The sequence below is a fragment of the Vibrio sp. SCSIO 43097 genome, assembly GCF_023650755.1.
GTDB lineage: Bacteria > Pseudomonadota > Gammaproteobacteria > Enterobacterales > Vibrionaceae > Vibrio > Vibrio alginolyticus.
The window spans coordinates 180,289-201,571 of sequence record NZ_CP071840.1 but is presented as its reverse complement, the minus strand read 5'-3'; the positions used below and the strand labels follow the sequence as shown (position 1 = coordinate 201,571).

Annotated in this window: 13 protein-coding genes, 7 tRNA genes and 4 rRNA genes; 3 read left to right on the top strand and 21 right to left on the bottom strand. The window is 46.1% G+C overall.

What is annotated here, in order from left to right; translation table 11 throughout:
• Positions 1-18: 18 nt before the first annotated feature.
• From rpoB to J4N40_RS00945, 12 genes are all read right to left on the bottom strand, one after another.
• Entirely contained in the window at positions 19-4,047 is a 4,029-nt protein-coding gene (gene rpoB / locus J4N40_RS01000; protein ID WP_005384685.1) for a DNA-directed RNA polymerase subunit beta, read from the bottom strand.
• Between the two features lie 252 nt (positions 4,048-4,299).
• On the bottom strand, positions 4,300-4,668 hold the full coding sequence (gene rplL / locus J4N40_RS00995; RefSeq protein WP_005382540.1) for a 50S ribosomal protein L7/L12: 369 nt from the start codon (positions 4,666-4,668) through the stop codon (positions 4,300-4,302).
• Positions 4,669-4,725: 57 nt separating this feature from the next.
• A complete protein-coding gene (gene rplJ, locus J4N40_RS00990; protein ID WP_005382538.1) occupies positions 4,726-5,220 on the bottom strand; it encodes a 50S ribosomal protein L10 in 495 nt (164 codons plus the stop codon).
• Positions 5,221-5,513: 293 nt separating this feature from the next.
• Positions 5,514-6,215 (bottom strand): 50S ribosomal protein L1, encoded by a 702-nt coding sequence (gene rplA / locus J4N40_RS00985; protein WP_005384683.1) that lies wholly within the window; start codon positions 6,213-6,215, stop codon positions 5,514-5,516.
• 4 nt (positions 6,216-6,219) lie between these two features.
• On the bottom strand, positions 6,220-6,648 hold the full coding sequence (rplK, locus tag J4N40_RS00980; RefSeq protein ID WP_005384682.1) for a 50S ribosomal protein L11: 429 nt from the start codon (positions 6,646-6,648) through the stop codon (positions 6,220-6,222).
• A gap of 164 nt (positions 6,649-6,812) precedes the next feature.
• Complete coding sequence (gene nusG / locus J4N40_RS00975; protein WP_005384681.1) at positions 6,813-7,361, bottom strand: transcription termination/antitermination protein NusG; 549 nt, start codon at positions 7,359-7,361, stop codon at positions 6,813-6,815.
• A gap of 13 nt (positions 7,362-7,374) precedes the next feature.
• Positions 7,375-7,755 (bottom strand): preprotein translocase subunit SecE, encoded by a 381-nt coding sequence (gene secE / locus J4N40_RS00970; RefSeq protein ID WP_005384680.1) that lies wholly within the window; start codon positions 7,753-7,755, stop codon positions 7,375-7,377.
• A 266-nt stretch (positions 7,756-8,021) separates the two neighbouring features.
• Entirely contained in the window at positions 8,022-9,206 is a 1,185-nt protein-coding gene (gene tuf / locus J4N40_RS00965; protein WP_005381361.1) for an elongation factor Tu, read from the bottom strand.
• Positions 9,207-9,308: 102 nt separating this feature from the next.
• Positions 9,309-9,384, bottom strand: a tRNA-Thr gene (locus tag J4N40_RS00960).
• 13 nt (positions 9,385-9,397) lie between these two features.
• Positions 9,398-9,472, bottom strand: a tRNA-Gly gene (locus J4N40_RS00955).
• Positions 9,473-9,507: 35 nt separating this feature from the next.
• Positions 9,508-9,592, bottom strand: a tRNA-Tyr gene (locus J4N40_RS00950).
• 36 nt (positions 9,593-9,628) lie between these two features.
• Positions 9,629-9,704, bottom strand: a tRNA-Thr gene (locus J4N40_RS00945).
• A 205-nt stretch (positions 9,705-9,909) separates the two neighbouring features.
• On the opposite strand from J4N40_RS00945, the gene coaA reads away from it, so the two are divergent.
• A complete protein-coding gene (gene coaA, locus J4N40_RS00940) occupies positions 9,910-10,833 on the top strand; it encodes a type I pantothenate kinase (RefSeq protein WP_005388683.1) in 924 nt (307 codons plus the stop codon).
• Between the two features lie 7 nt (positions 10,834-10,840).
• On the opposite strand, the gene birA is transcribed toward coaA, so the two are convergent.
• On the bottom strand, positions 10,841-11,806 hold the full coding sequence (gene birA / locus J4N40_RS00935) for a bifunctional biotin--[acetyl-CoA-carboxylase] ligase/biotin operon repressor BirA (RefSeq protein ID WP_033907505.1): 966 nt from the start codon (positions 11,804-11,806) through the stop codon (positions 10,841-10,843).
• Positions 11,803-12,846, bottom strand: coding sequence for a UDP-N-acetylmuramate dehydrogenase (murB, locus tag J4N40_RS00930; RefSeq protein ID WP_033907506.1), 1,044 nt, complete (start codon positions 12,844-12,846; stop codon positions 11,803-11,805). The genes birA and murB overlap by 4 nt, the downstream gene beginning before the upstream one ends.
• Positions 12,847-12,947: 101 nt before the next feature.
• Between murB and J4N40_RS00925 the strand changes: the two genes are divergently transcribed.
• Together J4N40_RS00925 and pssA are read left to right on the top strand one after the other, a co-directional pair.
• Positions 12,948-13,379 carry a GNAT family N-acetyltransferase gene (locus tag J4N40_RS00925; protein WP_031781233.1) on the top strand — a complete coding sequence of 144 codons (432 nt, stop codon included), beginning with the start codon at positions 12,948-12,950 and terminating at the stop codon, positions 13,377-13,379.
• A gap of 71 nt (positions 13,380-13,450) precedes the next feature.
• Positions 13,451-14,791: a CDP-diacylglycerol--serine O-phosphatidyltransferase gene (pssA, locus tag J4N40_RS00920; protein ID WP_025768993.1), complete on the top strand. Its 1,341-nt coding sequence runs from the start codon at positions 13,451-13,453 to the stop codon at positions 14,789-14,791.
• A gap of 671 nt (positions 14,792-15,462) precedes the next feature.
• Here pssA and J4N40_RS00915 read toward each other — a convergent pair.
• The 7 genes from J4N40_RS00915 to rrf (J4N40_RS00885) form a co-directional block, all read right to left on the bottom strand.
• Positions 15,463-15,539: transfer RNA gene (locus tag J4N40_RS00915), tRNA-Asp, on the bottom strand.
• Positions 15,540-15,616: 77 nt separating this feature from the next.
• Positions 15,617-15,733: ribosomal RNA gene (gene rrf / locus J4N40_RS00910) — 5S ribosomal RNA — on the bottom strand.
• A gap of 93 nt (positions 15,734-15,826) precedes the next feature.
• Positions 15,827-18,716, bottom strand: a 23S ribosomal RNA gene (locus J4N40_RS00905).
• A gap of 299 nt (positions 18,717-19,015) precedes the next feature.
• A tRNA-Ala gene (locus tag J4N40_RS00900) sits at positions 19,016-19,091 on the bottom strand.
• Positions 19,092-19,133: 42 nt separating this feature from the next.
• Positions 19,134-19,210 (bottom strand) — tRNA-Ile (locus tag J4N40_RS00895).
• 66 nt (positions 19,211-19,276) lie between these two features.
• A 16S ribosomal RNA gene (locus J4N40_RS00890) occupies positions 19,277-20,829 on the bottom strand.
• 318 nt (positions 20,830-21,147) lie between these two features.
• Positions 21,148-21,264: ribosomal RNA gene (gene rrf / locus J4N40_RS00885) — 5S ribosomal RNA — on the bottom strand.
• Together the 16S, 23S and 5S rRNA genes with 3 tRNA genes alongside form the textbook arrangement of a ribosomal RNA operon.
• Between the last annotated feature and the right edge of the window lie 19 nt (positions 21,265-21,283).

Genomic DNA, 21,283 nt, shown 5'->3' with positions numbered 1-21,283 from the left:
CATCAAGAGAGAAAAGGATTACTCTTCGTCTTCTAGCTCGATGTTGATACCTAGCGAGCGGATCTCTTTCAACAGTACGTTGAACGATTCTGGCATGCCAGGTTCCATGCTGTGGTTACCGTCTACGATGTTCTTGTACATCTTAGTACGGCCGTTAACGTCATCCGACTTAACCGTTAGCATTTCTTGTAGCGTGTAAGCAGCACCGTATGCTTCTAGTGCCCATACTTCCATCTCACCGAAACGCTGACCACCGAACTGAGCTTTACCACCTAGTGGCTGCTGAGTTACTAGGCTGTACGAACCAGTTGAACGAGCGTGCATCTTGTCATCAACAAGGTGGTTCAGTTTCAGCATGTACATGTAACCAACAGTTACAGGACGCTCAAACGCATCACCTGTGCGACCATCAAACAGTGTTAACTGACCTGATGTTGGTAGATCTGCTAGCTCAAGAAGTGCTTTGATTGACTCTTCTGGAGCGCCATCAAATACAGGAGTCGCGATTGGTAGACCGCCACGCAAGTTCTTGATCAGAGTACGTACTTCATCATCAGATAGAGAAGCAATGTCTACTTTCTGGCGAGTGTCGCCTAGATCGTAAACTTTTTGTAGGAACTCGCGGAATTTCGCTAGTTCTTGCTGCTCTTTAACCATCTGGTTGATCTTGTCACCGATACCTTTCGCTGCCAGACCTAAGTGTACTTCTAGGATCTGACCGATGTTCATACGCGAAGGTACACCCAGTGGGTTAAGTACGATGTCTACAGGCTGACCTTTCTCATCGTATGGCATGTCTTCAACAGGGTTGATCTTAGAGATTACACCCTTGTTACCGTGACGACCCGCCATCTTATCACCAGGCTGAATGCGACGTTTAACCGCTAGGTAAACCTTAACGATCTTCAGTACACCAGGTGCTAAATCATCACCTTGAGTGATCTTACGACGCTTAGTTTCGAACTTCTTATCGAAGTCGGCTTTTAGCTCATCCCACTGCTCAGCAAGTTGCTCAAGCTGAGTTTGTAGTGCGTCATCTTCTAGCGTTAGTTCTAGCCACTTCTTACGATCAGTTGTGTCTAGTTTCGCTTCAGAGTAACCGCCTTCAATCAATACAGCTTTAACACGGTTTAGAAGGCCGCCCTCAAGAATCTGGAATTCTTCAGTTAGGTCTTTCTTCGCTTCTTTAAGCTGCATCTGTTCGATTTCAAGCGCACGCTTGTCTTTCTCTACGCCATCGCGAGTAAAGACTTGAACGTCGATGATCGTACCTGATACAGAGTTAGGTACACGTAGTGAAGTATCTTTAACGTCAGATGCTTTTTCACCGAAGATTGCACGTAGTAGCTTCTCTTCAGGCGTTAGCTGAGTTTCACCTTTAGGTGTAACTTTACCAACTAGGATGTCGCCACCCTTAACTTCAGCACCGATGTAAACGATACCTGACTCGTCTAGTTTAGACAGAGCAGACTCACCTACGTTTGGAATATCCGCTGTGATCTCTTCAGAACCAAGCTTAGTATCACGCGCCACACAAGTCAGTTCTTGGATGTGGATAGTCGTGAAACGGTCTTCTTGAACTACGCGCTCAGATACTAAGATCGAGTCTTCGAAGTTGTAACCGTTCCAAGGCATGAACGCGATACGCATGTTTTGACCAAGCGCTAGTTCACCAAGGTCTGTTGAAGGACCATCAGCAAGAACGTCACCGCGTGATACAGGCTCACCTGGCATCACACATGGGCGCTGGTTAATACATGTGTTCTGGTTAGAACGTGTGTATTTAGTCAGGTTGTAGATGTCGATACCAGCTTCACCTGGTACTAGCTCTTCTTCGTTAACTTTAACAACGATACGAGAAGCATCTACTGACTGGATTACACCACCACGTTTAGCAACTGCAGTTACACCTGAGTCAACGGCTACGTTACGTTCAATACCAGTACCAACAAGCGGTTTGTCAGCTTTCAGTGTTGGAACTGCCTGACGTTGCATGTTCGCACCCATCAATGCACGGTTCGCATCATCGTGTTCTAGGAACGGGATAAGCGATGCAGCGATAGATACAACCTGGTTTGTCGCAACGTCCATGTACTGAGCGTGCTCACGAGGGTGTAGACCAGATTCACCTTTCTGACGAGCTGTGATCAGCTCATCTGCAAAAGTACCATCTTCGTTTAGCTTAGCGTTCGCCTGTGCGATAACGAATTGGCCTTCTTCGATTGCAGATAGGTAATCTACTTCGTCTGTTACTACGCCATCTACAACGCGACGGTATGGTGTCTCTAGGAAACCGTACTCGTTACAACGAGCAAACGCAGATAGAGAGTTGATCAGACCGATGTTTGGACCTTCAGGCGTTTCGATAGGACATAGACGACCGTAGTGAGTTACGTGTACGTCACGTACTTCGAAGCCAGCACGTTCACGAGTTAGACCGCCAGGACCCAATGCAGAAATACGACGCTTGTGCGTTACTTCTGATAGCGGGTTGTTTTGGTCCATGAACTGTGAAAGCTGTGAAGAGCCAAAGAATTCTTTAACTGCCGCAGAAATTGGCTTCGCGTTGATCAAGTCTTGAGGCATGATTGCGTCAAGATCGCCTAGGCTTAGACGCTCTTTAACTGCACGCTCAACACGTACTAGACCTACACGGAACTGGTTCTCAGCCATTTCGCCTACAGAACGGATACGACGGTTGCCTAGGTGGTCGATATCGTCCACTTCGCCCTTACCGTTACGGATCGCGATCAGCTTCTTCATCACTTCGATGATATCAGTTTCATCAAGTGTGCCTTGCTCTTGAGCATCTTCACGGCCGATAGAGCTGTTGAACTTCATACGACCAACAGTCGATAGATCGTAACGCTCTTCAGAGAAGAATAGGCTTTCGAATAGAGCTTCTGCAGCTTCTTTTGTTGGCGGCTCACCAGGGCGCATCATGCGGTAGATTTCTACCAATGCAGAAATACGATCAACCGTGCTGTCGATACGTAGTGTTTCTGACATGAATGGACCGTGGTCTAGATCGTTCGTGAATAGAACTTCTAGCGCTTTGTGGCCAGCCTGAGATAGGTTCGCTAGTGCTTCCAGGCTGATTTCCTGGTTAGCGTTAACAATGATCTCGCCTGTTGCTTCATTGATATAATCTTTTGATGCAACTTTACCTACGATGTACTCAACTGGTACTTCGATGTGATCAACACCATCTTTTTCTAGTTGGCGGATATGACGAGCTGTTACGCGACGACCTTGCTCAACGTAAACTTTACCATTTGCTTCGATGTCGAATGACGCAGTTTCACCACGTAGACGATCCGGAACCAACTCCATCAATAGAGTTTGGTCTTTCACTTCGAAGTTCACTTTCTCGAAGAAGATATCTAGGATTTCTTCTGTCGACTTACCTAGTGCTCGAAGGATGATCGATGCTGGTAGCTTACGACGGCGGTCGATACGAACGTATAAGTTATCCTTAGGATCAAACTCGAAATCAAGCCATGAACCACGGTAAGGAATAACACGTGCGTTGTATAAAACTTTACCTGAAGAGTGGGTCTTACCCTTATCGCTGTCGAAGAACACGCCTGGGCTTCGGTGCAGCTGGGATACGATAACCCTCTCGGTACCGTTGATTACGAAGGTACCATTGTCTGTCATGAGTGGAATTTCACCCATGTAGACTTCTTGTTCTTTAATGTCTTTTACAGTACCTGCTGGCGCGTCTTTATCAAAGATAACTAGGCGTAGTTTTACACGTAGTGGCTTTGAGTAAGTTACACCGCGGATTTGACATTCTTTAACGTCAAAAACTGGCTCACCAAGACGGTAGCTAACGTATTGCAGCTCAGAATTGCCGTTGTAGCTCTGAATCGGGAATACAGAACGGAAAGCGGCTTCAAGACCGTATTGACCTTCAGGATCCTGTTCGATAAATTTGTCGAACGAATCGAGCTGGATCGATAGCAGGTATGGAATGTCCAAAACTTGTGGACGAGTACCAAAGTCCTTACGGATGCGCTTTTTCTCGGTATAAGAGTAAACCATGGGGTTCCTCAGCTCGCTGATAAGTGACCCAAACTGTCCGCCCGCTCCTAGTTACTTAAGGGGGGTAAGGGACAGTGACTAATATAGCTGTTTACTGTAGTGACATTTCATTTCGTAAGAATGAAATGTTTTTTGCATGGATATCAGGCGCTTAAACAGCGGGAAAATTCGCCTATACCCTACAGCGCAAAAAGGCCGGTGGTTAAAAAACCACCAGCCAATTAGCCGTTAGGCTAAGAAACTATGCAATAATTACTTAACAGCAACAGTTGCACCAGCTTCTTCTAGCTGAGCTTTAAGAGCTTCAGCTTCTGCTTTCTCAACACCTTCTTTAAGAGGTGCTGGAGCGCCGTCTACTAGAGCTTTAGCTTCTTTAAGACCTAGGCCAGTTGCGCCACGTACTGCTTTGATTACAGCAACTTTGTTACCGCCAGCAGCTTCTAGGATTACGTCGAATTCAGTTTGCTCAGCAGCAGCTTCGCCTGCAGCAGCGCCGCCAGCTACAACAGCAGCAGCAGCAGAAACACCGAATTTCTCTTCCATTGCTTCGATTAGTTCAACAACTTGCATTACAGACATTTCTGCAACTGCGTCTAGGATTTGCTCGTTAGTAATAGACATAACAATTCTCTTTTAAGTCAACAATAAGTTTATTAAGCAACCAGTAAAAAGCAAGGCTTATGCCGCTGCTTCTTGTTTTTGATCGCGGATAGCTGCGATAGTACGCGCCAACTTGCCAGCCGAAGCTTCTTTCATGCACATCATTAGGCGTGCGATTGCTTCGTCGTAAGTTGGTAGTGTTGCTAGTACTTCAGCGTCAGTTAAAGCGCCTTCAAATGCAGCAGCTTTGATCTCGAAATCTTTGTTCTCTTTAGCGAAGTCTTTGAAAAGACGCGCTGCAGCACCTGGGTGCTCATTAGAGAATGCGATTAGAGTAGGACCAGTGAAAGTGTCAGTTAGACACTCGTACTCAGTACCTTCAACCGCACGACGAGCAAGAGTGTTACGAACAACTCTCATGTAAACGCCAGCTTCACGAGCTTGTTTACGTAGAGAAGTCATCGCGCCAACTTGAACGCCACGAGAATCAGCTACAACTGCAGAAAGTGCACCACTGGCAGCTTCGTTGACTTCAGCAACAATTGCTTTTTTGTCTTGAAGGTTTAAAGCCATCTTGGATTTACTCCTGGTTGTCGTTACACCACTCACTATCATCACGACAGTGAGAGCTATTGAGGTGCTTCCCCAGAAGAAAGTTAACTATATTACATAGAGCTTTCTGTCAGTTCGGGCACCATCTACGTAGGATAATTAAGTTTGCTTTTACACAAACACCTACGGTCTTGGACGGAGACTGGGTCTTAATTCATTTCGAACTAGGAGACAGTTCAAAGAACCAAAGTTCAGCCCCAACCACAAATATTAGGCGCAAAATTATACACTAATTTTGCGCCTAAGCAAATAAATTATGCTTGAGTGTTCAGGCTAGCCTGATCAACAGCAACACCAGCACCCATAGTAGTAGAGATGCTTACTTTCTTCAGGAAAGTACCTTTCGCTGAAGATGGCTTAGCTTTCTTCAGAGCAACTAGAAGTGCTTCTAGGTTCTCTTTGATCTGCTCAGCAGAGAAATTTGCTTTACCGATAGTAGTGTGGATGATGCCGTTTTTGTCGTTACGGTAACGAACCTGACCAGCTTTAGCGTTTTTAACTGCTTCAGCAACGTTAGGAGTTACAGTACCAACTTTAGGGTTTGGCATAAGACCGCGAGGACCTAGGATAGTACCTAGTTGACCTACAACGCGCATTGCATCTGGAGAAGCAACAACTACGTCAAAGTTCATTTCGCCTTTCTTAACTTGCTCAGCAAGATCTTCCATACCTACGATGTCTGCGCCAGCTTCTTTAGCTGCTTCAGCGTTAGCACCTTGAGTGAACACTGCAACGCGGATTTCGCGGCCAGTACCGTGAGGTAGTACAGTTGCACCACGTACGTTCTGGTCAGATTTACGAGCATCAATGCCTAGGTTAACAGCAACGTCTACAGACTCAACGAATTTAGCAGTCGCTAGTTCTTGAAGAAGAGCAACAGCTTCGTTGATTTCGTATTCTTTAGTTACGTCAACTTTTTCGCGGATTACGCGCATGCGCTTAGTTAGTTTTGCCATCTTATTAACCCTCTACCACTAGGCCCATTGAACGAGCAGTACCAGCGATAGAACGCTTCATCGCTTCGATGTCAGCACCAGTCATATCAGCAGCTTTAGTTTCTGCGATTTCTTGGATTTGAGCGTCAGTTACAGTACCAACTTTTTCAGTGTTTGGACGACCTGAACCAGACTTAACGCCAGCAGCTTTCTTAAGAAGAACAGCAGCAGGTGGAGTCTTAGTTACGAACGTGAAAGAACGGTCGCTGTATACTGTGATAACTACTGGAGTTGGTAGACCTTTCTCAATAGATTCTGTTTTTGCGTTGAACGCTTTACAGAATTCCATGATGTTCACACCGTGTTGACCTAGTGCAGGACCTACTGGTGGACTAGGGTTAGCCATACCAGCAGCAACTTGTAGCTTGATGTAAGCTTCAACTTTCTTAGCCATGATAATTCCTAAGTTTGGGTACAAACGCTAATCGCGGATCAGCTCCCCGTTTGTGTAAGAAACTTTTTACTTCACTTGAAGTAAAAAGGCGCGAAATTATAGTCATAATCCGCGCCTTATACAACCCTAAAAAGGTGATTTTTTATACTCTTTAACGAAGAGTCTTAGTCCAGCTTTTCAACCTGACCAAATTCAAGCTCAACTGGTGTCGCACGACCAAAGATCGATACAGACACTTTCAGGCGGCTCTTCTCGTAATCCACTTCTTCAACAGTACCGTTGAAGTCAGCAAATGGACCTTCGTTAACACGTACCACTTCACCCGCTTCGTACATTGTACGCGGACGAGGCGCTTCACTCGCTTTCTCAAGACGATTAAGAATCGCGTCAGCCTCTTTATCCGTGATAGGTGCCGGACGGTCTGAGGTACCACCAATGAAGCCCATGACACGCGGCACACTGCGTACTAGGTGCCATGATTCATCGTTCATAATCATCTGAACAAGGACGTAACCTGGGAAGAACTTACGCTCAGATTTGCGACGCTGACCCGCGCGCATTTCCACTACTTCTTCAGTAGGAACCAGTACTTCACCGAATAGCTCTTCCATGCCGTGCATTTTGATATGCTCGCGCAGAGATTGAGCTACACGACCTTCAAATCCAGAGAAGGCTTGAACCACATACCAGCGTTTTTTTGGAGCTTCACTCATGAATAAAAACCCTCTATACCCCAGTTGCTAGAGCTACTAGACGAACCATAATTCCGTCAATACCCCATAGCACTAGAGCCATTACAATACTTACAGCTAAAACGATCAGTGTTGTTTGCATGGTTTCTTGGCGAGTAGGCCAAACAACTTTACGTACTTCCATACGAGATTCTTTTGCAAAACTGATCGCTGCTTTACCTTTAGTCGTTGTTGCTGCAACGCCTAAGGCAGCTGCAATAAGAACAACAACGCCTGCAGCACGAACCACTACAGACATTTCACCATACAGGTAATTACCCACAACAGCGGCAGCTGCCAATACGAAAGCGGCTACCCACTTAAACGTATCTGCTGCGTTTGAGCTATCAGGAGTTTCAGCATTATTTGCTTTCATAAAACCAACCTGTTACAAGTCTTAATATAGACGACAACAACCCCGCTGTTGCAGGGCAAACTCCATATCGCTGAAAAAATCAGCGTACTCTTCTTAAGATTAAGCCTCTTTGCTTAATCTTGCTCTGCGCCCAACCCACTTCTGAACAAGAAAACAGCAAAAATAATGTTGAGTGCAGAAAAAGGGCATCAAATGATGCCCTTTTTGCTACTGGTTCGTCAAATCTAATTCAAGATTTTCCGAAAGCATCGCTAATTCGCTATGAATTAGTCGAAGATCTTAGCAACAACACCAGCACCTACTGTACGGCCACCTTCACGGATCGCGAAACGTAGACCTTCGTCCATTGCGATTGGTGCGATTAGCTCTACAGTCATCTGTACGTTGTCGCCTGGCATTACCATTTCTACGCCGTCTGGTAGCTGGATGTCACCAGTTACGTCAGTTGTACGGAAGTAGAACTGTGGACGGTAGCCTTTGAAGAATGGAGTGTGACGACCACCTTCATCTTTAGACAGTACGTATACTTCTGATTCGAACTTAGTGTGTGGAGTGATTGAACCAGGCTTAGCTAGTACTTGACCACGTTCAACTTCGTCACGCTTAGTACCACGTAGAAGTGCACCAACGTTCTCACCTGCACGGCCTTCGTCTAGAAGCTTACGGAACATCTCAACACCAGTACATGTAGTTGTAGTAGTGTCTTTGATACCTACGATAGCAACTTCGTCACCTACAGTTAGGATACCACGCTCGATACGGCCAGTTACTACTGTACCACGACCTTGGATTGAGAATACGTCTTCGATAGGCATTAGGAATGGCTGATCTACCGCACGCTCTGGCTCAGGGATGTAAGTATCTAGAGCTTCTGCTAGTTCAACGATTTTCGCTTCCCACTGCTCTTCGCCGTTTAGTGCGCCTAGTGCAGAACCTTGGATAACTGGTAGGTCATCACCTGGGAAATCGTATTCAGATAGAAGTTCACGAACTTCCATTTCTACTAGTTCTAGTAGCTCTTCATCGTCAACCATGTCACATTTGTTCATGAATACGATGATGTATGGGATACCAACCTGACGGCCTAGTAGGATGTGCTCACGAGTTTGTGGCATTGGGCCATCTGTCGCAGCAACAACTAGGATACCACCGTCCATCTGTGCAGCACCAGTGATCATGTTTTTAACATAGTCAGCGTGTCCTGGACAGTCAACGTGTGCGTAGTGGCGTGATGGAGTGTCGTACTCAACGTGAGAAGTTGCGATTGTGATACCGCGCTCACGCTCTTCTGGAGCGTTATCGATAGATGCGAAGTCTTTAGCTACACCGCCGTAAACTTTAGCAAGAGTAGTACAGATAGCTGCAGTTAGAGTTGTTTTACCGTGGTCAACGTGGCCGATAGTACCAACGTTAACGTGCGGTTTCGTACGTTCAAATTTTTCTTTAGACATGAGTGGTCCCTCTAGGTACGGATTTAGGTGGCCCAAATTGACCACGCAACCAAAAAAAGATAATTGGTAAATCTAATATCAAAAGGAAATAAACTTGAGAGCTGGTGCTGATAGGCAGACTCGAACTGCCGACCTCATCCTTACCAAGGATGCGCTCTACCACCTGAGCTATATCAGCACTCAAATTAGAGTGGAGCGGGCAGCGGGAATCGAACCCGCATCATCAGCTTGGAAGGCTGAGGTAATAGCCATTATACGATGCCCGCAACACGTAACTCTGAGAGCTATTTCCTAAAGAATATGGTGGAGGGGGACGGATTCGAACCATCGAAGGCAGTGCCGGCAGATTTACAGTCTGCTCCCTTTGGCCACTCGGGAACCCCTCCAAATTTTCAAGCCATTCAGACTACTAAAGGAAAGAATGGTGCCGACTACCGGAATCGAACTGGTGACCTACTGATTACAAGTCAGTTGCTCTACCTACTGAGCTAAGTCGGCATAAGTGGTGCGCATTCTATTGAATGATTTTCTAGGTTGCAATAGTAATTTGAAAAAAAATCATAAATTTCGATTTTTTAGATTCGTTTGCTGCAAATTCGTACAAACTTAGCTTTTTTAAAGCAAACTTCGACCTTTGTCGTTTGCTTTGAAGTTCGCTTGATGTATGTTCTTGCTTCTATTAAACCAAGGATAAAAGAGACCCATGAGTCCATTTTTGTCATTTGACCGTGCAAATTGGGCCGAGTTAAGAAACTCTGTACCGATGACACTTTCTGAAGACGACTTGACTGCGCTTCAGGGCATTAATGAAAACCTAACCATGGAGGAAGCGGTAGAGATCTACCTTCCTTTGTCTCGTCTTTTGAATCTGTATGTCCAAGCTCGTCAAAGCCGCAATTCCGTATTACAACAATTCTTAAATACAGAGGAACATGCTCCCCCTTTCGTAATTGGTATCGCTGGCAGTGTTGCTGTAGGCAAAAGTACGACTGCTCGTATTCTAACGGCATTGCTTTCTCGTTGGGAGAATCATCCCAAAGTCTCCTTGGTTACAACAGATGGCTTCCTATATCCGAAAAAAGTACTAGAAGAACGCGGTATCATGCATCGTAAAGGCTTCCCTGAATCCTATGATATCAAGCGTTTAGTCGAGTTCATGTCTGACGTAAAGGCAGGAAAGCCCGATCTTGAAGTACCCATCTACTCTCACATCACGTATGACATTACTGATGAACTAAGAAAAGTGGATAGACCGGATGTTCTTATTATTGAAGGTTTAAACGTTCTGCAAAGTGGAATGGACTATCCACATGACCCGCATCGTGTCTTCGTCTCTGACTTTTTAGATTTTTCAATTTATGTCGACGCAGAAACAGAGACCATTGAACATTGGTATGTAGAACGCTTTTTAAAGTTTCGCCAAGGGGCCTTTACGAAACCTGGATCTTATTTTAGCCACTACACACAACTCTCTGTCGATGACGCAAAGAAAAAAGCGAAGCAAATTTGGCATGATATTAATGGGCTCAATTTAGAATTGAATATTCTTCCAACTCGTGAGAGAGCCCACTTGATTCTACACAAAGGCGTTAACCACTTGGTTGATAAAGTCTCGTTGCGAAAGTAATCGAAGATTAGTCACTTTTACGCAACGAGATTTCACCACCAATATAAGTCTCTAGTCCTTGGGAGGTTTCAATTAATATTCCACCTTGATGATCGATGCCTCGAACGACGCCATATACCTCTCTAGGACCAATAAGCAGTTTGACCTGACGATTAAGGAAATTGTCTAACCGATTCCAACGTTCGATAAAGCCAGTAAGTCCTTTCATTTCATATTCGACAAGTGCGGAATTCCAATGCTTGATAAGTGTCATTGCTAGAACATTTCTATCGATCTTGAGACTCTGATTTACTTGGTTCAACGTGGTCCATGGCTGGTCAATCTCAGGCTGGTCGTCAGGCATTCCAATATTCAGGCCCATCCCAATCACTAGATGAGCAGCCCCACCGGCCTGACCCGACATTTCAACCAAGATTCCGGCCAGTTTTTTATCTTGATAATACAAGTCATTCGGCCACTTGAGTTTAACACCTTGCATGCCTACTTCTTCCAGAGCTTCCACTGCGGCAATCCCAATCACCAAGCTCAAGCCCATTGCCGCAGCCATTCCCGCATCCAGTCGCCAATACATAGAGAGATATAAGTTAGAGCCAAACGGTGAAACCCATTGTCTACCGCGGCGACCACGCCCTTGTGCTTGATATTCAGCAATACAAACACGGCCCTTTTCCGAATCCACGACTCTGTCGAGCAAATACTGGTTCGTTGAGTCAATCACAGGGACAAGTTCAACAAGTGACTCCGAGCTAGTGGTCAGGAGTGTCTCGTCTAACAACTGCAATGGTGAAGCTAATTGGTAACCACGCCCTTGCACTCGATAAATATCAATACCCCATTCACTAAGACCTTTAATGTGCTTAGCGATTGCCGCTCTGGAAACATTAAGATCGTCGCCCAACGCTTCTCCTGAATGAAACTCTCCATCACTTAATAACCTTAAAATATGAAGTTTCGTAGAGTGATCTTTTCTCATCTAGATGCCTCGATCTGAGTCAAATTCGTCTCCCCGGTACGATTGAGAAAGCGTACTTCATGCTCAAGTATGATTTGGTATTTATCCCATACCGTCTGCTTCACTAAAGAAGCAAGCGCGACAATGTCATCAGCACTACAATTATCCATGTTGGTCAAAACCAAAGCTTGCATAGGGTTGACCTGCGCACCGTGTACAGACTTCCCTTTTAATCCACACTGATCGATAAGCCAACCAGCAGCAATTTTCATTCCTCCAGAAGCTGGGTAGGCCACTACGTTAGGGTATTTTTTTGTGAGTCGATCATAGTGATCTTGCGTGATCACTGGGTTTTTAAAGAAACTACCTGCGTTACCTATCTTGGTTGGATCTGGCAGTTTTGCCTTTCGCACTTGGCATACTCGTTCGAAGATAGAAGCAGGGCTGAGTTGTTCTTCTGGGATACTTTGTAAAGGACCGTACTGGTTAATCGGCTGCCATTGCTTCGCCAACTTAAGCCCTAATGCGGTGATAAAGCACTTTCCGTGCAACGCATGTTTAAATATGGAATCCCTATAGGCAAACTCACAGTCTTGGGCGTGCATTCTTTTGTTTTCAAACGTAGTTAGATCAAGAACATCTACATAATCACAGATGTCTTTTAGCTCTAGGCCATACGCACCAATGTTCTGAATAGGAGCCGAGCCAGCACAACCTGGAATCAAAGCTAAGTTCTCGATCCCACCGATCCCCTGATTCACACACCAGGAAACCAATTCAGGCCAATCTTCACCACCGGCAATATGTAATAGGTAGTGCTCATCCGTTTCCGTGACTTCTTTACCCATGATTCGATTAACAATCACTAATCCCTCAAAATGTTCTGTAAAAAGAACATTACTTCCTTTACCTAAAAAAAGTTTCGGTAAATGGGTGAATCTTGGGTTTTGAAATAGCTCAATAACATCTTCAAGCGACTCAACGATAGCTAAATAGGAACACGATTGTTCAATTCCAAAAGTATGGTAAGCCTTTAGGCTCGCATTTGTTTTAATTTGCATAGTAGGTTTGCAACACCAGATAAGATTCTCTTAAACTGTCGACATTCTACATTAGTTATCTTTTAACCGCAGTGACAATACCAGACTCATTAATCATAGAAGTGTTAAATCCCATCAAGCTCCCCCTCATTAAGAAACTATACAAAGCGTATTACCCTGCGGGTCGAGCCAAAAAAGATGAATTGATCATTACAGCAAGCCATAAAGGTGAAATCATTGCGTTACTACGTTTAAAAAGTGTAGATAAAGTTCGTCTATTGACAGGAATGTTGGTCATTCCGAAAGTTAGGGGAACAGGGATTGGAAAAGAACTACTAACTCATTGTAAAAACAATGTTTTCACTGATGGCGATTATTGCTTCGCGTTTACACATCTCGAATCCTATTATTCCAAGCATGGATTCACAACAATTGATTGCTCTGAGCTACCACACCCGCTAAAAATGGCATTTCAACGTTATGTAGATAGCGGTAAAGATCTCATTCCAATGCAATTCATCTCTTCAACGACATCAAAACGCGTGCTTTTGTAGCCAGGTAAATCATATCTTTGATAAAATGGCAGGTTCGCAATATTGCACTAAACTAAGGTACTCATACCGATATGATAGTAAGTAGGAATCCATTCGAACAGTTGCCAAGTCTCGCTGTCAATCCGGAAGACTTTGATGTTCTGTATTCAGCAGAATCATTCAGAACCCGTCTTTTAGATGCTATCAGCAAAGCAACGTCGCGAATTTACCTAGTCGCTCTATATCTGGAAGATGATGAAGCTGGACGTGAAATTCTCACTGCGCTTTATGAAGCGAAACAGCGCAATCCTGGGTTGGACATCAATATCTGTGTCGACTGGCATCGAGCGCAGCGTGGCCTGATTGGTGCGGAGACATCTGAGGGTAATTCAGCGCTTTACAAAGCATATGCCAGCAAATACCAACACCCAATCCCTGTCTATGGCATACCAGTGCGTGGCAGAGAAGTTTTTGGGGTACTGCATTTAAAAGGCTTCATTGTCGATGATACTGTTATCTACAGTGGGGCGAGCTTAAATAACGTTTATCTCCATTATCATGAACGTTATCGATTTGATCGTTACCATGTGATTCGACATGAATCTTTAGCGAATTCAATGGTGCAATTCATTCAGGAAGAAATGATTGCTCACCCTGCCGTTAATGATCTTGCAGGAAAAGATAAGCCAGAAACCAAAGAAATTAAGTCGGCGATTCGCCAACTGAGGGCTTCTCTTGCTCAAGCCAATTATAAGTTTGAAGACCAAGCTGCAACAGAAGAAAGCGTAAAAGTCACTCCGTTAGTTGGGCTAGGCAAACGCCGTAATCTACTCAATCAACAGATTGTAAAGTTATTGGCAGCAGCCCAAGACGAAATTTTCATTTGTACGCCTTACTTTAACTTCCCTAAAGCACTTCATCGTGAAGTGAAACGAGCCATGAAGCGTGGTGTGAAAGTAACTATTGTTGTGGGTGATAAAACCGCCAACGACTTTTACATTGCACCTGAGGAAGACTTTAAAACCATTGGCGGACTTCCATATCTTTACGAAGTGAATTTGCGTCGCTTTGCGAAAGCCAATGAAGCGAATATCGCCGCACGTAAATTGTCAATTCACCTATGGAAGCATGACAATAACAGCTTCCACCTTAAGGGTATTTGGGTTGATAAACGCTATATGCTACTTACTGGGAATAACCTAAATCCACGTGCTTGGTCACTCGACCTAGAAAATGGGCTACTCATACAAGACAATTATGCGAAGCTCACTGAGAAGTTTGAAGACGAAGTTTCGCGTATTCTTGAGCATACTCACCTTATCTGTACTTATAAGCAATTAGAGAAAGTAGAAGACTATCCTATAGAGGTACAGCGACTGGTCAGAAAAATTACCCGCCTAAAGGCAGATGGTGTTTTAAAACGTATTCTTTAGACATCATTTCTCGCTCTAAAGTACGTCGAAATTTTTATACTAAGCCAACCGCTTTAGCAGTTGGCTTTTTCATATAATCCATTTGGAATACTTAACTATTTTCTAGTACCGCTAGTGAGCACATAACCACTTAGATCTAGAGCGACTCTCTTAATGGGTTTGAGCTTTGACGTTTGTGAGTATTCCGCATAGCTTACAGCCTCGAGCTAAGCTACCCCTCTCTGTTTTGGCGCTTCTTACCCCTTGGCGATATATTTTTTCTGAGACTCATCAAATGTTCAGCGTCGAAAATCATCACCTCGCTAATGAAGAGCTCCTTCAATCTTTCACCTTCCAATTTTTTTCAAGTCGTTTGATTTTTGAGCCAGGAGAGATTGGGGGTATATATGACGCTTTTCTGGATTATGCGCACAGTTCGTTTTTTCTTTCTCATCAAGATTCAAGCCGTTGAACGCCTTTGAATACCATAGATTACTTAGGTTTGTTTGTAGGTCATATTGTCTTTCCACAGCATCAACGGCCTATATTAATTAAAGCCTAGTGTGTAATCACGCAAAGTTCACTTAGTAGGGATTATGGGGAGTAGTCTAATTAGGTGTAAACACACTTCAGGGAAACGCCGCAGTAGAAACGAAAAAAGCCTCAGTCTTTCGACTGAGGCTTAATATAAGTGGCGGAGTGGACGGGACTCGAACCCGCGACCCCCGGCGTGACAGGCCGGTATTCTAACCAACTGAACTACCACTCCGCAGTGGTATCACTCGCTTTAATAAGCAAGCGTCCGCTTTTGTCTTCACTTTTCGAAAAAGTGAAAATAAAACTAAAGCCTGGCGATGTCCTACTCTCACATGGGGAAGCCCCACACTACCATCGGCGCTATTTCGTTTCACTTCTGAGTTCGGCATGGAAATCAGGTGGGTCCAAAACGCTATGGTCGCCAAGCAAATTCTTTAATCTGGAAAGCTGTTTTTTAATTCTCGTTCTTACACATTCAACGTTCTTTCATTGAGTCCATCAAAACCCCTTGGGTGTTGTATGGTTAAGCCTCACGGGCAATTAGTACAGGTTAGCTCAACGCCTCACAACGCTTACACACCCTGCCTATCAACGTCGTAGTCTACGACAACCCTTTAGGATACTTAAAGTATCAGGGAGAACTCATCTCAAGGCTCGCTTCCCGCTTAGATGCTTTCAGCGGTTATCGATCCCGAACTTAGCTACCGGGCAATGCGTCTGGCGACACAACCCGAACACCAGAGGTTCGTCCACTCCGGTCCTCTCGTACTAGGAGCAGCCCCTTTCAATTCTCCAACGCCCACGGCAGATAGGGACCGAACTGTCTCACGACGTTCTAAACCCAGCTCGCGTACCACTTTAAATGGCGAACAGCCATACCCTTGGGACCGACTTCAGCCCCAGGATGTGATGAGCCGACATCGAGGTGCCAAACACCGCCGTCGATATGAACTCTTGGGCGGTATCAGCCTGTTATCCCCGGAGTACCTTTTATCCGTTGAGCGATGGCCCTTCCATTCAGAACCACCGGATCACTATGACCTGCTTTCGCACCTGCTCGAATTGTCATTCTCGCAGTCAAGCGGGCTTATGCCATTGCACTAACCTCACGATGTCCAACCGTGATTAGCCCACCTTCGTGCTCCTCCGTTACGCTTTGGGAGGAGACCGCCCCAGTCAAACTACCCACCAGGCACTGTCCGCAACCCCGATGAGGGGTCGACGTTAGAACATCAACACTACAAGGGTGGTATTTCAAGGACGGCTCCACGCAATCTAGCGACTGCGCTTCAAAGCCTCCCACCTATCCTACACATGTAGGGTCAATGTTCAGTGCCAAGCTGTAGTAAAGGTTCACGGGGTCTTTCCGTCTAGCCGCGGGTACACTGCATCTTCACAGCGATTTCAATTTCACTGAGTCTCGGGTGGAGACAGCGTGGCCATCATTACGCCATTCGTGCAGGTCGGAACTTACCCGACAAGGAATTTCGCTACCTTAGGACCGTTATAGTTACGGCCGCCGTTTACCGGGGCTTCGATCAAGAGCTTCGACCGAAGTCTAACCCCATCAATTAACCTTCCGGCACCGGGCAGGCGTCACACCGTATACGTCATCTTGCGATTTTGCACAGTGCTGTGTTTTTAATAAACAGTTGCAGCCACCTGGTATCTGCGACTCTCAATAGCTCCATCCGCAAGGGACTTCACCGTCGAGAGCGTACCTTCTCCCGAAGTTACGGTACCATTTTGCCTAGTTCCTTCACCCGAGTTCTCTCAAGCGCCTTGGTATTCTCTACCCGACCACCTGTGTCGGTTTGGGGTACGATTCCTTACAATCTGAAGCTTAGAGGCTTTTCCTGGAAGCATGGCATCAATGACTTCACATCCGTAGATGCTCGACGTCGTGTCTCAGCTTTAAGAAGAGCCGGATTTACCTAACTCTTCAGCCTACGCACTTGAACCTGGACAACCGTCGCCAGGCCCACCTAGCCTTCTCCGTCCCCCCATCGCAATTGTAAGAAGTACGGGAATATTAACCCGTTTCCCATCGACTACGCCTTTCGGCCTCGCCTTAGGGGTCGACTTACCCTGCCCCGATTAACGTTGGACAGGAACCCTTGGTCTTCCGGCGAGGAGGTTTTTCACCCCCTTTATCGTTACTCATGTCAGCATTCGCACTTCTGATACGTCCAGCATGCGTTACCACACACCTTCAACCGCTTACAGAACGCTCCCCTACCCAATGCACTAAAGTGCATTGCCGCAGCTTCGGTTTACTACTTAGCCCCGTTACATCTTCCGCGCAGGCCGACTCGACCAGTGAGCTATTACGCTTTCTTTAAATGATGGCTGCTTCTAAGCCAACATCCTGGCTGTCTGAGCCTTCCCACATCGTTTCCCACTTAGTAGTAATTTGGGACCTTAGCTGGCGGTCTGGGTTGTTTCCCTCTCCACGACGGACGTTAGCACCCGCCGTGTGTCTCCCGGATAGTACTTACTGGTATTCGGAGTTTGCAAAGGGTTGGTAAGTCGGGATGACCCCCTAGCCTTAACAGTGCTCTACCCCCAGTAGTATTCGTCCGAGGCGCTACCTAAATAGCTTTCGGGGAGAACCAGCTATCTCCAGGTTTGATTGGCCTTTCACCCCTAGCCACAAGTCATCCGCTAATTTTTCAACATTAGTCGGTTCGGTCCTCCAGTTGATGTTACTCAACCTTCAACCTGCCCATGGCTAGATCACCTGGTTTCGGGTCTATATCCAGAGACTGAACGCCCAGTTAAGACTCGGTTTCCCTACGGCTCCCCTAGATGGTTAACCTTGCCACTGAATATAAGTCGCTGACCCATTATACAAAAGGTACGCAGTCACAGGACAAGCCTGCTCCTACTGCTTGTACGTACACGGTTTCAGGTTCTATTTCACTCCCCTCACAGGGGTTCTTTTCGCCTTTCCCTCACGGTACTGGTTCACTATCGGTCAGTCAGTAGTATTTAGCCTTGGAGGATGGTCCCCCCATATTCAGACAGGATATCACGTGTCCCGCCCTACTCGATTTCACTGAACACACGTCGTCAACTACGGGACTATCACCCTGTATCGTCAGCCTTTCCAGGCTGTTCGTCTAACGCGTGTAAAGCTTAAGGGCTAGTCCAATTTCGCTCGCCGCTACTTTCGGAATCTCGGTTGATTTCTTTTCCTCGGGGTACTTAGATGTTTCAGTTCCCCCGGTTCGCCCTGTTGAGCTATGTATTCACTCAACAGTAATACCTTATGGTATTGGGTTTCCCCATTCGGAAATCCCAGACTCAAATGGTTTTTACTACCTAATCTGGGCTTATCGCAAGTTAATACGTCCTTCATCGCCTCTGACTGCCAAGGCATCCACCGTGTACGCTTAGTCACTTAACCATACAACCCGAAGGAGTTTCGAGTTGATGTTCAAATCACCAAAGTTGTCTCTCATTATTTGAATGAGCGAGAGACATTCGATTTTGCCGGACTCATCTCTTTACCTTCATTTTTAGAAAAAATGAAAACAAAAAGCCAAGAACACTTGAATGTGTTTTTTGGTGTTTATCTTTCGATAAACATTGAGAACTTTACAAACAACAATAAATTGTTGTTTTGTCAGCTTTCCAAATTGTTAAAGAGCTAGATTTTCTTATGAAAACCATTTTTAAAGATTCTTTTTCAAGAACACTTAAAGATGGTGGAGCTATGCGGGATCGAACCGCAGACCTCCTGCGTGCAAGGCAGGCGCTCTCCCAGCTGAGCTATAGCCCCATCAAGGTGTCGATACTGTCGCCAATTCCTTGGGAAAGAAATTGGTGGGTCTGAGTGGACTCGAACCACCGACCTCTCGCTTATCAGGCGAACGCTCTAACCACCTGAGCTACAGACCCAGTATCGTCTCTTTACTTTATAAACCGTATCAATCTGTGTGAACACTCATCGCAATAATCATCGTATAAGGAGGTGATCCAGCGCCAGGTTCCCCTAGCGCTACCTTGTTACGACTTCACCCCAGTCATGAACCACAAAGTGGTAAGCGTCCCCCCGAAGGTTAAACTACCTACTTCTTTTGCAGCCCACTCCCATGGTGTGACGGGCGGTGTGTACAAGGCCCGGGAACGTATTCACCGTGGCATTCTGATCCACGATTACTAGCGATTCCGACTTCATGGAGTCGAGTTGCAGACTCCAATCCGGACTACGACGCACTTTTTGGGATTCGCTCACTTTCGCAAGTTGGCCGCCCTCTGTATGCGCCATTGTAGCACGTGTGTAGCCCTACTCGTAAGGGCCATGATGACTTGACGTCGTCCCCACCTTCCTCCGGTTTATCACCGGCAGTCTCCCTGGAGTTCCCGACATTACTCGCTGGCAAACAAGGATAAGGGTTGCGCTCGTTGCGGGACTTAACCCAACATTTCACAACACGAGCTGACGACAGCCATGCAGCACCTGTCTCAGAGTTCCCGAAGGCACCAATCCATCTCTGGAAAGTTCTCTGGATGTCAAGAGTAGGTAAGGTTCTTCGCGTTGCATCGAATTAAACCACATGCTCCACCGCTTGTGCGGGCCCCCGTCAATTCATTTGAGTTTTAATCTTGCGACCGTACTCCCCAGGCGGTCTACTTAACGCGTTAGCTCCGAAAGCCACGGCTCAAGGCCACAACCTCCAAGTAGACATCGTTTACGGCGTGGACTACCAGGGTATCTAATCCTGTTTGCTCCCCACGCTTTCGCATCTGAGTGTCAGTATCTGTCCAGGGGGCCGCCTTCGCCACCGGTATTCCTTCAGATCTCTACGCATTTCACCGCTACACCTGAAATTCTACCCCCCTCTACAGTACTCTAGTCTGCCAGTTTCAAATGCTATTCCGAGGTTGAGCCCCGGGCTTTCACATCTGACTTAACAAACCACCTGCATGCGCTTTACGCCCAGTAATTCCGATTAACGCTCGCACCCTCCGTATTACCGCGGCTGCTGGCACGGAGTTAGCCGGTGCTTCTTCTGTCGCTAACGTCAAACAACGCCGCTATTAACGACGCCGCCTTCCTCACGACTGAAAGTGCTTTACAACCCGAAGGCCTTCTTCACACACGCGGCATGGCTGCATCAGGCTTGCGCCCATTGTGCAATATTCCCCACTGCTGCCTCCCGTAGGAGTCTGGACCGTGTCTCAGTTCCAGTGTGGCTGATCATCCTCTCAGACCAGCTAGGGATCGTCGCCTTGGTGAGCCCTTACCTCACCAACTAGCTAATCCCACCTAGGCATATCCTGACGCGAGAGGCCCGAAGGTCCCCCTCTTTGGCCCGTAGGCATCATGCGGTATTAGCCATCGTTTCCAATGGTTATCCCCCACATCAGGGCAATTTCCTAGGCATTACTCACCCGTCCGCCGCTCGACGCCGTTATCGTTCCCCGAAGGTTCAGATAACTCGTTTCCGCTCGACTTGCATGTGTTAGGCCTGCCGCCAGCGTTCAATCTGAGCCATGATCAAACTCTTCAATTTAAGATTTTGTTCGGCTCAATGAATACTGAACATTACATAACGTAATGTTTGAATTGACTGTGCTGAATCTTTCGATTCAATGGTCACTTCGTATCATTGAAACCTAATTTGAAACCGAAGTTTCTAATTGGATTATCATCAACGAGTGCCCACACAGATTGATAGGTCTATATTGTTAAAGAGCTTGGCTTTCAGTGCCTTAGCACTCAAGCGAGGTGCGTATAATACGCTTTCCACTTTGAAAGTCAACATAAAATTCTAAACTTTTGTTTAAAACCTTATGTTGACTCGTCTGTATTCAGACAAGTCGGAAATAAAGCCTGGCGATGTCCTACTCTCACATGGGGAAGCCCCACACTACCATCGGCGCTATTTCGTTTCACTTCTGAGTTCGGCATGGAAATCAGGTGGGTCCAAAACGCTATGGTCGCCAAGCAAATTCTTTAATCTGGAA

Excerpts from the sequence above, each read along its gene's own strand:
- rpoB (WP_005384685.1), bottom strand. The coding sequence starts at position 4,047 with ATGGTTTACTCTTATACCGAGAAAAAGCGCATCCGTAAGGACTTTGGT.
- rplL (WP_005382540.1), bottom strand. The coding sequence starts at position 4,668 with ATGTCTATTACTAACGAGCAAATCCTAGACGCAGTTGCAGAAATGTCT.
- rplJ (WP_005382538.1), bottom strand. The coding sequence starts at position 5,220 with ATGGCTTTAAACCTTCAAGACAAAAAAGCAATTGTTGCTGAAGTCAAC.
- rplA (WP_005384683.1), bottom strand. The coding sequence starts at position 6,215 with ATGGCAAAACTAACTAAGCGCATGCGCGTAATCCGCGAAAAAGTTGAC.
- rplK (WP_005384682.1), bottom strand. The coding sequence starts at position 6,648 with ATGGCTAAGAAAGTTGAAGCTTACATCAAGCTACAAGTTGCTGCTGGT.
- nusG (WP_005384681.1), bottom strand. The coding sequence starts at position 7,361 with ATGAGTGAAGCTCCAAAAAAACGCTGGTATGTGGTTCAAGCCTTCTCT.
- secE (WP_005384680.1), bottom strand. The coding sequence starts at position 7,755 with ATGAAAGCAAATAATGCTGAAACTCCTGATAGCTCAAACGCAGCAGAT.
- tuf (WP_005381361.1), bottom strand. The coding sequence starts at position 9,206 with ATGTCTAAAGAAAAATTTGAACGTACGAAACCGCACGTTAACGTTGGT.
- coaA (WP_005388683.1), top strand. The coding sequence starts at position 9,910 with ATGAGTCCATTTTTGTCATTTGACCGTGCAAATTGGGCCGAGTTAAGA.
- birA (WP_033907505.1), bottom strand. The coding sequence starts at position 11,806 with ATGAGAAAAGATCACTCTACGAAACTTCATATTTTAAGGTTATTAAGT.
- murB (WP_033907506.1), bottom strand. The coding sequence starts at position 12,846 with ATGCAAATTAAAACAAATGCGAGCCTAAAGGCTTACCATACTTTTGGA.
- pssA (WP_025768993.1), top strand. The coding sequence starts at position 13,451 with ATGATAGTAAGTAGGAATCCATTCGAACAGTTGCCAAGTCTCGCTGTC.